The organism is Cobetia sp. 5-11-6-3, from assembly GCF_013374055.1.
In the GTDB taxonomy this organism is placed as follows: domain Bacteria; phylum Pseudomonadota; class Gammaproteobacteria; order Pseudomonadales; family Halomonadaceae; genus Cobetia; species Cobetia marina.
Map to the genome: position 1 here is coordinate 92,851 of NZ_BLWJ01000008.1, position 13,243 is coordinate 106,093.

Annotated in this window: 5 protein-coding genes; 1 reads left to right on the forward strand and 4 read right to left on the reverse strand. The window is 56.9% G+C overall.

Annotated elements, in window-relative coordinates; genetic code table 11:
- Positions 1–14: 14 nt before the first annotated feature.
- The 4 genes from hhe to HXS66_RS13585 form a co-directional block, all read right to left on the reverse strand.
- A complete protein-coding gene (gene hhe / locus HXS66_RS13570; protein ID WP_176503819.1) occupies positions 15–5,498 on the reverse strand; it encodes a DUF4011 domain-containing anti-phage protein Hhe in 5,484 nt (1,827 codons plus the stop codon).
- A 654-nt stretch (positions 5,499–6,152) separates the two neighbouring features.
- Positions 6,153–7,625, reverse strand: a complete 1,473-nt coding sequence (locus tag HXS66_RS13575; RefSeq protein WP_176503820.1) for a BCCT family transporter — start codon at positions 7,623–7,625, stop codon at positions 6,153–6,155.
- 280 nt (positions 7,626–7,905) lie between these two features.
- Positions 7,906–9,591 (reverse strand): BCCT family transporter, encoded by a 1,686-nt coding sequence (locus HXS66_RS13580; protein WP_176503821.1) that lies wholly within the window; start codon positions 9,589–9,591, stop codon positions 7,906–7,908.
- 369 nt (positions 9,592–9,960) lie between these two features.
- Positions 9,961–11,667, reverse strand: a complete 1,707-nt coding sequence (locus tag HXS66_RS13585; RefSeq protein ID WP_255303263.1) for a BCCT family transporter — start codon at positions 11,665–11,667, stop codon at positions 9,961–9,963.
- 483 nt (positions 11,668–12,150) lie between these two features.
- Between HXS66_RS13585 and HXS66_RS13590 the strand changes: the two genes are divergently transcribed.
- A complete protein-coding gene (locus HXS66_RS13590; RefSeq protein ID WP_176503822.1) occupies positions 12,151–13,107 on the forward strand; it encodes a GlxA family transcriptional regulator in 957 nt (318 codons plus the stop codon).
- Positions 13,108–13,243 lie beyond the last annotated feature (136 nt).

Sequence of the window (13,243 nt, forward strand, 5' to 3'; positions counted from 1 at the left end):
CCCGTCGCGTAGGGTTATTGCAGTAGCTTCGTGCTTGCTTCGCTACCTTCCAGTATCTCCAGAATATTATCGAGAAAACGATGTGCTTCCTTGGGCTCGGTAGCATCACGCAGATACTTGGGGATCATCTCGACAAACTCTGAACGTGAGCAGGGCTGGTGCTCGGCCAGCGCTTCTATCATTGCTGGTCTCAATAGCCGGCGCTCGGCCGGTGTATCTGGGAAAGCCTCTTCAATCACTTGTTCGGCGAAGCGTTTAAGGCGCAGGCTCAAGGGCTGATCTCCTGAATCAACCGCTTGCGACCCTGGACTCTGAGCAACTGATTCGAGCTGCTCATTCACTTCGACAGCAACCGCTTCAGTAGTAAATGGCCGCTGTTCAATTGCGGTTTTCAGTTGGTCAAGCTCACGAATGATCGGTCCCAGCTCGCCATCTGGGTTACTGAACCAGTCGGTGGACCAGATGCGTCGAATGCGCCATCCCAGGCGTTCCAGCACCTCCTGGCGCAGACGGTCTCGGTCTCTGGCTGACTTCGCTGAGTGGTAAGTCGCGCCGTCGCATTCGATGCCCATGAGATAGCGCCCCGGGTTGCCTGGGTCTCTGACCGCGATATCCACAAAGAATCCCGCTACGCCCACTTGAGGCTCACACTGGAAGCCGGCTGCTTGCAGTGACTCCATGACTGCAACCTCGAAATCACTGTCAGGTGCCTTGCCGGTGGAATAGCTGATGCCTTCCATATTCCCCTTTTCAGCGAAATGCAGAAAACCACTCAAGGCACGTACACCGCTTTTGGTGGTTTCACTCACTAGAATGTCTTCAGACTTCATGGAGCTGAACACATGCATGCGCTTTTTCGAGCGAGTGAACAAGACATTCAGTCGACGCCAGCCAACATCGGAGTTGATCGGGCCAAAGCGTTGATAGACTCGCCCCCCGACTTCACCCGGGCCATAGGTGAAGGAGATGAAGATGACATCCCGCTCATCCCCCTGAACGTTTTCCAGGTTCTTGATGAATAGCCCATCCTCCTGATTGCGCAGAGCATCAATGGCGTTGCTGATCTCTGAGCTTGTCTTGCAGAGTTCATCCACCGCTCGCTCAACCTGCTCGCGCTGCTTGGAATTCATGGCGACGATGCCCAGTGATTCATGTGCATTGTGCACCGCATGCCGGGCAACGGCTTCTGCCACGACTCGGGCTTCTTCGATATTGTGCTGGTTGACAAATCGCCCCTGCTTGACAAGCGTAAACTTGACGCCGAACTCTTCCGACTGTGCATGTGGTGATGGGAATACCACCAGGTCACTGTCGTAAAAGTGGCGGTTGGAGTAAGCAATCAGGTGCTCATGCTGCGAGCGGTAATGCCAGCGTAAGCGCCGCATGGGGAACAAGGGGAGAGCAGCATCCAGAATACTGTCAGTCTGCACCATTGCCGCCACATCCTCCTCTTCACCTGATACATCGGAGCGGTCGAAGAAACTGGTAGGCGGTAACTGTTTGGGATCTCCCACGACCACCAACTGACTGCCTCGAGTAATGACACCCAGGGCGTCTTCAGGTTTTACCTGAGAGGCTTCATCCATCACTACCAGATCAAATTGTATTTCACCCGGTTGCAAATAGTGCGCTGCAGACATGGGTCCCATCATGAAGCAAGGTTTGAGCTCCTGCAGAGCTCTACCAGCACGGTTGATCAATTGCCGGATAGGAATATGCCGCGCCTTCTTGCCCAGCTCATGCTTGATCAATGCAAGCTCGGTATACTCCGACTTTCGTCCACCAGATACTCCTTCGGGAATCTTTCTATGGGCGATGATGCTGGCAATACGCTTTCGCTGGAGCTTTTGAAGCTTCTTGTCGTAATGACGGAATGTTTTCTGATCCTGATTTTTGCTGAGACCGGAGATTCTTGCCAGGTGCGGTTTGGCCGCAATGATCTCTCTGGCCAACTGATCATGGATTGCCAGCGACAGACCTTCATCGACCTGATCGATGAGGAGATTGCCTGCCATGACTTCCTTCCAGATTTTCTCCAGGCCATTAGCGAACATCTCATGCTCTGAGCGAACAAAGTTGACCCAGCCATTCAGCCAGCGAGGATTTGAGATGGCTCTATCGTTACGTTTCGTAATGCCAATGAGGGTAGAGTCGGATGATTCAAGCCAGAGCTTGTTATCAAGTTGAGTGGCCTCTGCAAAATTATGATAGGCCGACTCCTGCTGTTGCCATTGTTGTTGATAGTCAAGCGCATCGCGCTGTAATTGCTGGAATTCTTCAGTTGATGTCATCTCTTTAATGGCATGAACCAGCGAGCTTGCCGAGAGATGTTGCAGTTTTCTGGCAAAGGACAATGTGCTTTGAATCGTGGTGAGAGCAGCCTGATTGTCCTTGCTCGCCCCCCAGTACAATGGGGCTACGTCTCCAAATAGAGAGGAGACCAGCGGGTCATGGCTGAGGTGCTGTTGCAGCGAGGATAATTGCTTTAGCTGCGACACTCTCTGCTGCAGCTCTAGTAAAGAAATATCCTGTTTCAACACCCAGGCCAGAGTCGTTTCCAGCACTGTCGAAAGAGACATGATGACCTGTTGAATTTGCCCCGAGGCACCTGTCAGCTGTTCCCTGTCACTGAATGATTGTTGCAGTTTTGAGTAGAGTCCCAATGTCTGCTCGAGGCCGGTCATGGTGTCACGAATGGAAGTGACGACATCTTGTTTATGAAGTTGCTGGATGCCCTTGATCAATTGAGCGTCAAGGTCGAGCAAAGCAGTCCCTGCTATGACTCTTGGGCCAAAGCCAATGCCATAAACCTCTCGAACTTGGCGATACCAACTTCTGAGTATCAGCAGTGATTCAATATCTGTATCCAGGCTGGCATAGAGCTCTCCTAGAAGCTTGCTGAAATTGCTTCTTTCCAGATGCCCGACCTGCTCAGAATATTTGATCAAGGTATCCAGCTTTTCGACCAATTCCGCTATTTTTGTGTCAGGACTCTTCGCCATGCTCTTTAGGTTTTTTCGAGCAGTACGCCAGTCACTATTGAACCATTTGAACATGCCTGCATTGGCAAGATGATGTTGCATGTTTTGCAAATCTTCCTGCGGGAGCAGAGCGTCTAGACGATAAGTGTTGCGCAATGTAGCTCGTAGTGGGAGGAGCTCCTGCAGTTGCTGCTTCAAATTTGCAAGAATCGCATCCATTTCATCATCGTCGAAACGACTTGACCGAAGTTTGACAAGCTCGCCTGGAAGTTCATCGGTAAGCTCTATCAGTTCGATGAAAGCAGACAGTCCTTCCTTGCTGTTGGTTAGGAGAGCAGCAAGTGGCTCCGGCAGCGCAGTCTTCAACTCTTGTTGCTTGACGAGATATTCATCTAGCTCGTTTGAGACTTTGGTTAGGTGGATTACGGACTTCACTATATCCGATAGCAATAACTGCGTTGATGCTCCGAAAGCAGTTACAGGGTCAGTGAATGCCGGTGGTATCTCCCCGTTCATAAGCAAAGTCAGTTTATCCCGAACCAGTTCTGGATCTAACTCTTTATACAGGGTTTGGAGAGTGATGAAGTCATTTATATTGCGCTCAACATCATCTATGGTTTCTTGATTCAGTCTTCTCAAGGCCGGGAAGCACTCTTGGCCTTTCAGTTCCGGCAATATTGAAAAATCTTGATTAAGACAGTCAATTTCTGGCAGCGTTTGTAGTGTATTCGAGTCAAGCTGCCAGCGTGATACCAAGTGTTCAGTGGTGTCGATAAGCTGACCCAGCGTTTTCTGCCAGCTACTCAGTAACAGGACTATTCTCTCGCTATCAAAGATCTGAATGTCGGTATTGGTCACGCCACTCCAAGGGTGATCATATATAGCTGCATTTTCACTGACTTGTTGGCGAACTTCAGCATAAATCCCCGTGAATGTTTTTATCTGATCGCGTAGTCTGAGTAGCTTCACCTCATCAAGGCTTTTCCCAGAAAGGCCAGTCACATGTAAGCGTGTAGGATCAATAGTCAGCTGGCGGCGGTAGCGTGAAGCCCCGCTGAAAATATCATGGATGCTCTTGTTTGTGGCACCCCAGATCCCGTTTATTTCTTTGGCATAATCATTGAGTTGATTTTTCAGTTCTTCATAGCGAGCTACTTCGGCATCAATTTTTTGGGGACTCTGTAGCTTTGACTGACCCACGATGCGGGAATTTATCTCTTCAAGGACTTTCCGCTTCTGCGACTTGTGGCTGTGAAGCTCCAGACAAAAATCGCCCAAGCCGGCTTTGTCGAGTCGACGCTTGACGACTTCCAGTGCCGCCAGTTTTTCGGCAACGAATAATACTTTCTTGCCGCTTAGCATGGCGGCAGCAATCAGATTGGTAATGGTCTGCGATTTACCGGTGCCCGGTGGGCCTTCAATCACCAGGTTATGACCGTCCACAGCATCGATCAAAGCACTATGTTGTGAGCTGTCAGCATCATCAATAAGCGGGAAACGCTGATGAATGTCACCAAGCTCATCTATTTCATGCTCCAGTCCAGTGCCACCTCCACCCTCGTTGGCACTTGTCTCTACGCTGGTAAAGAACCGGGTTACCACTGGATGTTGAGTGATATTGCGACCGTCCAGAGGCCAGCGTGCCGGATCAAGATCCAGGTACATCAGCATCTTGCCAAAGTTGAGTAAAGCCAAGGAGGCATAGCGCTTGACTGACCACCTAGGATGAGTTTTCGAGATAATGTCTTCTACCCATGAAAGATATTTCTCGGGTGACATATTTTCTTCAAGATCTGGCAAATCAATACCAAAGTCATTGGCTAGCTTTACCTGTAATGACAAGTTGGGAATGATGTCTTCGCCGGTATATTTGATCTGGTACCGGTACACTCCAGCGTTGGCATTCAGCTTGCCTTTTTCCAGCATCACTGGAATGGTAAACAACGGAGCGAGTCGACTCTTGTCTGAATTCGGTGATTCAAACCATTCCAGGAAACCCAGCGCAAGATACAGCACACCCGTACCGGTTTCTTCAATTGCAGTTTGGGACTTGTTTCGGATTCCACGTAGTCTGGATTCCATTTCCTGAGGAAACAACAGGACCTGGATGTCACTATCACAATGTTCGGGCTTGGTGTGATGCTTGTCTGGGTGGGGCAGGTCGTAACTGTTATCAATGCCCAATACCTTTGCCCACTCGCGTGCAGTCGGGTCCGGCTTCAATCGCTTCTCGCTGCCATCTTCCTCAGTCGTGAGGTATCCATGTTTGAGCAGCTGTTTATATTGTGGGTCGGGTACGGCAGCAAACTGCATACCCTTTTCATCAATCAAGTTCTGATACAATTGATCTGGCAGCTCATTCACGATACGAAGTGAGCTACCTTTTTGATCAATTGGAAAGTTAAGTAGTCGATTTCTGCTGGTAATGTCTAGCAGCTTTCTGCGCATATTCTCGAGCGACTCGAGAACAAAAGGATCGACGTCTTGTGAGAATTTCTCGAATTGAGTCATTGTCATCTGCTCTACCATAAGTAGTTAACCGCGCTCGCTTACCACGGTTGGCAGCCATCTTCTTAATGGCTGGATATGCGTCTTGTCGACCGCCGGCTTCTGCGAGCTAGCTTGAAGTGGGGATAACCATATGATTCTGAACACTATTGGGAATGGTTAGCGATGGTTGATAGTTGGCTGACGATGTCGCTGGATTAGGCAGCAGGCCTGTCTGCGCATGACAAATTGGAGCAATACTAGCATATATTATAATTTGAGTATGTTTGGCTGAAACTTCTGAGCTAATACAGTGAGCGCAGTAGTAGCGGTTCCCAGGAGGCGTAAATTATTCCTTGGGAGCGCCAGCACCGGACTCGCTTGCTGAGTGACATAGCTCAGCCGCCTGGCGCCGATTTCACTTCGTACGCAGCTGGGATAGCTGCCTTGCTGCAAGCCCTTCCAGAGCTTGTAACGTAAGAGGAGAGTGCAGAAGGAAGCGGAGGCGGGTAGGGCACAATCATTCTTCGCTACTTCGTAATACACAACGGCCCTGCACCTCGTTAGAGGGCAGGGCCGTTGTGCTGGACAGATTGCGTTGCGACAGATTGCGTCGCGCCAGATCGTTGTCCCGGATTGCGTCGGCACGCGCTGCGGCGCATCACACACCAGGGCGGTTCAGCGCTAGGTAAGTGGCGCCGATGTCGGGATGGCCTGGGAGGCGCGATCACGGCGTACGCGGATCACGAAGGCGATCACCAGGGCGAAGATACCGAAGGCGACCGGGATGGCGGCGACCGAGATCAGGCTCAGCAGAGTCTTGTAGACATCGCCGCCCAGCCAGCTGACCACGATGGCCAGGGCGGCCATGGCGATGATCCAGAAGGCGCGTGAGCGCTTGACGGTCAGCATCTCGCAGACCAGTCCTGCCGAGTCGGCACTGGTGATGAAGAACAGCAGGATGTTGAGCGTCAGTATCACCGAGAGGATGCCGGTGGTATCGATGGTATCGATCAGCTTGAACACGTCCTCGACGCCCAGGCTGAGGCTGCCGAGACCGAACACCACGAACCACAGGCACGAGAACAGGGTCGGCACCAGCATCACCCCCAGCACCATGCCACGCAGGGTACGGCCCTTGGAGATGCGCGCCACGAAGACGCCGGTGAAGATGAACCAGCCGTACCAGGCAGCCTCGAAGGCATACAGCCAGTCGGCCAGCCACGCCTTGCGCTCCGGATCACCCAGGCCGATGTCGGTGGCCATCGCCGGGTACTTGAGCAGGTATTCCGGCACCAGACGCACAAAGGTGGAAAGGATGTCGCCGGGGACGGTCAGCACCAGCACGCCGATCATCAGAATGATGGCGAACAGGGTGTTGTAGTTGCTCAGCCACTTGATGCCGCGCTTGAGGCCAGAGGCGGAGGAGATGATGGCGCATACGGCCAGCACGCAGATGATCAGGGTCGGGCTGAACTCGATGCCGACCAGCTTGACCAGTCCCTGCTGGATCGGGGTGGTCGCGTAGGTGAAGGACAGCGACAGGCCGATGACGGTGGAAACGACGAGGCTGACCAGGTTGAGCTTGCTCCACAGGCCATTGCCCAGCAGTTCTTCGGCGGGCTTGGTCATCTTCATGTTGTACATGGCATGCGCGAACAGCGCGCCGATGGCCAGATAGCCCGCCCAGGCAAGCAGGCCCCAATGATTGAAGGCATTGAGCAGTGCCATGTCGGTGCTCTGTCCGGCATCGGTATGGTACTTGGGTTCCAGCACGCCCCAGGTGAGCAGGCCGATGCCCATGCCTGTGGCAAACAGCATGCCCATCCAGCTCAGGGTGTGGAATTCCGGTTCGCCTTCACCGAAGCGCAGCTTGCCCAGCGGCGTGAAGCACACCGCGACCATCACCAGCGAGATGGCGAAGGCCGGCCAGGTGAAGATGAAGCCGAGATTGCCGATCACCGAGGTCTTGACGGTGTCGAGGGCCGCGAGGAATCCCGTCGGGAAGAGGGCGGCGGCGCCGATCAGCAGCATGATGACCGCGACGGTGGCGATCGAGGTCAGGTACTTGCCCTTGGCGGAGTCTGTGTCCCCCAGGCCGCAGACGGAATCCGTGGTGGCCTCGGGCTGGCGGGAGGAGGAAGTGTCGGTCGTCATGAGAGCGCGATTCCTGAAGTTGTTGTTGTCGAACTGGCAAGCTGACGGCAGCAAGAAGTCGTCAAGAGAGGGCAGATAACGATGGCTGACTCCTGTGGGTGGCAAGGACCTCATAAGCCTATCTTGCCCTCTGGTTAATTTTTGGTTATTGGCGACCAGTATTTGCCATAACACGACATTATGTGTCTCGTGGAACGCCTGACGTGAAAGACATGCTTCAAGGCCCGCCGTTGCCTGTTGGCACGACGGGCCCGGGTCGAGTGAGGGGCTTAGAGCGGGCTCAGGGGCCTGTGTGATGCTGGGCGGGTTTCTTGAACCTTTTCAGTGCGTTGCCGGATTCCTGATAGAGCGCCACCAAAAGGCCCATCGTCATTGCCACGATCACGAAGCTCATCGGCAAGGCGGCGGCCATCAGGATGGTCTGCAGTGCCTTGAGGCCGCCTGCCATCAGCAAGGTACCGGCCACCAGTCCGATGCAGATGCCCCAGAAGATGCGGTGACGCGCCAGCGGCTCCTCATCGCCCAGCGACAGGATGGTGGTGACCACCAGGGTGCTGGAGTCGGAGCTGGTCACGAACCAGCTGATCAGCAGGAAGATCAACAGCGAGGAAAGGATGACTCCCAGCACGCCGTTGCCGGCCAGGGCATCGGCGGTGGCGAACAGGGCTTCCGGCAGGTTCCAGTTGCGCACCAGCGTCATCAGCTCGCCGGTCCCCGGGCCCATGGCGGCCGTCAGCTCCTGATGCAGACCGGTACCGCCGAACAGCGCCTGCCAGAGGAAGATGATCAGCGGTGGGGCGATCAGCACGCCGAGGATGAACTCGCGCAGGGTGCGTCCCTTGGAGATGCGCGCGATGAACAGGCCGATGAACGGGGCCCAGGCCAGCCACCAGGCCCAGTAGAAGATGGTCCAGCCTTCCTGCCAGCTGCTCTCGCCCGGGGTCTGGGCGACCCAGAGTCCCATCGGCACCACGTCGCGCAGATAGGCCAGCAGCGTCTCGCCGAACAGCGAGATCAACCACAGGGTGGGGCCGCCGATCAGGAAGCTGCCGACCACGAGCACCGAGACGCCGATGTTGAGCTCGGAGATGAAGCGGATGCCGCGCTTCACGCCGGAGACGGCTGACGCGATGGAGATCGCGCTGATGAGGGCGATCAACGCCAGCTGAGTGCTGAGCCCGGCATCCAGTTCGGTGAGGCGGTTGAGCCCGACGGCGATCTGGCTGACGCCGAGACCCAGCGAGGTCGCGATTCCGAAGACACAGCCCAGTACGCCCATGATATCCACGGCGTGACCGATGGGGCCGTAGATGCGCTCGCCGATCAGCGGATAGAGCGCCGAGCGCAGCGCCAGGGGCAGGTGATGGCGGTAGGCGAAGTAGGCGAGTGTCATGCCGACGACGCCATACACCGCCCAGCCATGCAGGCCCCAATGGAAGAAGGCCACCTTGAGGGCCTCGACGGCGCGGGCATGGTCCATGTTGGTAGCGCCGGCCAGATCCGCGTGCGGGTTGTTGGGGTACCCGAAGCCACCGGAGTCGTCGAAGTAGAACAGTGGCTCGGCGACCCCGAAGAACAGGATGCCGATCCCGACGCCTGCCGAGAGTAGCATCGAGATCCAGGTGAAACGCGAGAACTCGGGTCTGCTGTCCCTGGGGCCGAGTCGCAGGCTGCCCCAGGGAGACACCACCATGACCAGTGACAGGGCGATCATGCCCACGACCAGGATGAGGTAGTAGGTGCCGAAGGTGTTCTCGATCCAGGCGCGGGCGGCGCCGAACAGGGCAGAAGAGGCCTGCGGACTCAGGCCGGCACCGACCACGAAGGCCAGCAGCAGGCCGGCAGCGGTGAGTGTCATGCCCTTGTGCATGCCCTTGAGCGGGCCGCGGGTCTCAAGGCGCTGCGTCAAATCAGGGGGGATGCCGCGGTGAGCGGGCTCTTGCGAGTCCTGTTGGGCGGGTGTCATGGGAACACTCCTTTATTGTTGTGATTGTTGTCTCGCACTACCTGTGTGGAACGTTCTGGACATCAGACATCGACACGTTCTAAGGCTAGAGCGTCGTCCCCGATCATTTTCTCCCCAAACGAAGTCCAGTTAGCTGAACGCGTCATGCGGCAAGCGTCAGGCCGGCTTTTCGGATATTTTCTCGCTGGAAGCCTGCAGTGCCTCGGCGCTCAGGGGCCCTCCGAGAGAGGCTGGAAGAGGATGTCCGGGAGCCAGAAACGCCAATCCCCGCCGGGCCTTGTGGCCTCAAGCGGGGATTGGTGTCATGCGGGTGCCGGCATCAGGTCATGGCAGGAGCCGTGACCGGCATCGGTCAGACTGACCGGCGGATCAATTCAGGCCCGTGTCGGGGGAGGCGCGGCGACGTGCCTTGAGCGCCATGCGCGATTCCTCGATCAGGGCGATCAGAAGACCCAGTGTCATGAGCAGAATGACCAGGCTGACCGGCAATGCCGCCGCCATCAGCACGGTCTGAAGGGCTTTCAGGCCGCCGGCCATCAACAGGACGGCAGCGACCGAGCCGATGCAGACGCCCCAGAAGATCCGGTGGCGCGCCAGCGGCTCCTCATCGCCCATCGACAGGATGGTGGTGATGACCAGGGTGCTGGAGTCGGAGCTGGTCACGAACCAGCTGATCAGCAGGAAGATCAGCAGTGAGGACAGGATGACGCTCAGGGTGTCATTGGCCACCAGTGTATCCGCCGTGGCGAACAGCGCCTCCGGCAGGTTCCAGTCGCGGATCATGCCCATCAGTTCGCCGGTTCCCGGGCCCATGGCTGCGGTCAGTTCCTGGTGCAACGCGGTGCCACCGAACAGCGCCTGCCAGATGAAGATGATCAGCGGCGGTGCGATCAGCACGCCCAGCACGAATTCACGCACGGTGCGGCCCTTGGAGATACGGGCGATGAACAGGCCGATGAACGGCGCCCATGCCAGCCACCAGGCCCAGTAGAAGATGGTCCAGGCATCCTGCCAGTCGCGTTCCAGCGGCGTGCCCGCCACCCACAGACCCATGGGAATGACGTCACGCACATAGGAGACCAGCGTCTCGCCGAACATGCTGATCAACCACAGTGTCGGCCCCCCGATCAGGAAGCTGCCCACCACGATGACGGAGACGCCGACGTTGAGTTCGGAGATGATGCGGATACCCCGGCTGACCCCCGAGACGGCAGACGCGATGGAGATGGCGCAGATCACGGCAATCAGCACCACCTGGGTGTAGATGCCGGAATCCAGCCCGGTCAGACGATTGAGGCCGACGGCGATCTGGCTGACGCCCAGGCCCAGCGAGGTGGCGATACCGAACACGCAGCCCAGTACCCCCATGATGTCGACGGCGTGGCCGATGGGACCATAGATGCGATTGCCGATCAGCGGATACAGCGCGGAGCGCAGGGCCAGCGGCAGGCCGCGGCGATAGGCGAAGTAGGCCAGGGTCATGCCGACGATCACATAGACCGCCCAGCCATGCAGGCCCCAGTGGAAGAAGGCCAGCTTGAGCGCATCCACGGCGCGCGCATGGGTCATGGCGGTGTGGCCGGCGAGGTCCGCGTGCGGGTTGTTCGGGTAGCCGAAGCCGCCGGAGTCATCGAAGTAGAACAGCGGCTCGGCGACCCCGAAGAACAGGATGCCGATGCCGACGCCTGCCGAGAGCAGCATCGAGACCCAGGTGAAGCGAGAGAATTCGGGACGGCTGTCCGGTGCGCCGAGGCGCAGGTTGCCCCAGGGAGAGAACACCAGGGCGATGCACAGCCCGATCAGTCCGACGATGGTGACGAGATAATAGGTGCCGAAGGTGGACTCGATCCAGGCGCGGGCGGCGCCGAACAGACTCGCGGACATGTCGGGTGCCAGGCCCGTGGCCAGGACGAAGAGCAGCAGCAGGCCCGCTGAGGTCAGGGTCATGCCCTTGTGCATGCCGGTCAGCCAGCCTGAGGTCTCGACCTGCGCGCTGGAACTGGCGTCGGGATAGGGCAGAGGGGCGGTATTCGTGGAATCGGGAGAGGACGCGGGGTCGGATTGGGAAGGGGTCACGCAGTAACTCCTGTTCGAGCTGGTCAAAGGGCCAGCGATCCCTGTCTCGGTCGAGGCATCGGGGATATCGACCGCTCATCCGGCACCATTATTGTTGTCGTGTTGGCAACGAGAAGAGATGAGGAACGCATTTTGGAAAGAGCAGTTCTTGGCTAACTGCCTAAAAACATTACGATATATTATGGATGGAATTGTTTTTGATGGCTACAGCTTCTGGAAAAATCACGCTACGCCAGAAGCGGGTCGGGCAAGCGGGACGCGAATCACCACGACATGATCACCAGGCGCTCGTACTGAGGCCCCGGGGATGCCCGGGAGGCGGCATGGTGAAGTCTCGACGACAGGTAAATTTCAACAGGCTATTTTGTCGTAAGGCGAATTATTGTTAACGTAATGCGTCATTTTTGACGGTCGTCGTCATGTCACGCTCTCGGGTGATGACCCATGACACCTCTCTTTCCCTGTCACGGAGGCTCTCGCGTCATGCGTCTCGACTATTCCGGCCCCTTGCCCGAAACGATCGGATTTCTGCTGCTGCCGCGTTTTTCGATGATGGCCTTCTTCGCGGCGGTGGAGCCGTTGCGCATCGCGAATCGCATCAGCGGCAAGCCGCTGTTTCGCTGGTTGCTGATCAGTGAGGATGGCCAGCCGGTCACGGCATCGAGTGGCATGACGCTGGTGGCGGATCACAGCATTCTGGATATCCGCTCGCTGCCTTCGCTTGCGGTATGCAGTGGCTTCGAGCCGGAAGCTCACCTGAATCGCGCTCTCGCTGGCTGGCTGAATCGCCTCGATGCCGGTGGCTGTGTGCTGGGCGGGCTGGATACCGGGTGCTTCCTGCTCGCCGCGGCCGGGCTGCTCAATGGTGAACGCGTCACGCTGCACTGGGAGAGTCTGCCGGCGTTTCGCGAGCGTTTCCCTGCCATCAGCACCTCGGATGAATTGTTCGAGCTGGGCGCACGTCGTTTCTCGTGTGCCGGGGGAGCGGCGGCGATGGACATGGCATTGGACGTGATTGCCCGGCGGCACGGCACGGCCCTGGCAGTCGATGTCTCCGAGCAGCTTGTCCATGACCGCATGCGGACGCGTACCGATCAGCAGCGCATGACGCTGGCGCGGCGACTCGGCACTCACAAGCGCCAGCTGGTCGATGCCGTCGCCTTGATGGAGCAGCATCTGGACACCCCCCTGTCGCTGGAGGAGCTGGCCCGACGCTGTCGCATCTCGCTCAGACAGTTGCAGCGTCTGTTCGAGCAGGAACTCGCCACGTCGCCGCGAGCCTGGTACCTGAGGCTGCGGCTGGAGCGTGCTCGGCATCTGCTCAAGGAGACGGATCTCGATATTCTCTCCATCGGACTGTCCAGCGGCTTCACGTCGAGCTCAAGCTTCTCGCGGGCCTATCGCAATCACTTCGGGCATTCCCCGCGAGCCGAGCGCTAGGGCTACCGTGGAGCCGTCTTTGTGAAATGACAGCACTCGTGAAAACTCAGTTCTTGTGAAAAAGTCAGTTCTCGTGAAAAAGGCAGCTTTGTGCAAATGAGCGGCGCGTCTTTCCTTATGGGACGTGTTTTCCATA

What these genes read in the sequence shown, in the direction of transcription:
- HXS66_RS13590 (WP_176503822.1), top strand. Translation starts at nt 12,151, where the DNA reads ATGCGTCTCGACTATTCCGGCCCCTTGCCCGAAACGATCGGATTTCTG.
- HXS66_RS13580 (WP_176503821.1), bottom strand. Translation starts at nt 9,591, where the DNA reads ATGACACCCGCCCAACAGGACTCGCAAGAGCCCGCTCACCGCGGCATC.
- hhe (WP_176503819.1), bottom strand. Translation starts at nt 5,498, where the DNA reads ATGACAATGACTCAATTCGAGAAATTCTCACAAGACGTCGATCCTTTT.
- HXS66_RS13575 (WP_176503820.1), bottom strand. Translation starts at nt 7,625, where the DNA reads ATGACGACCGACACTTCCTCCTCCCGCCAGCCCGAGGCCACCACGGAT.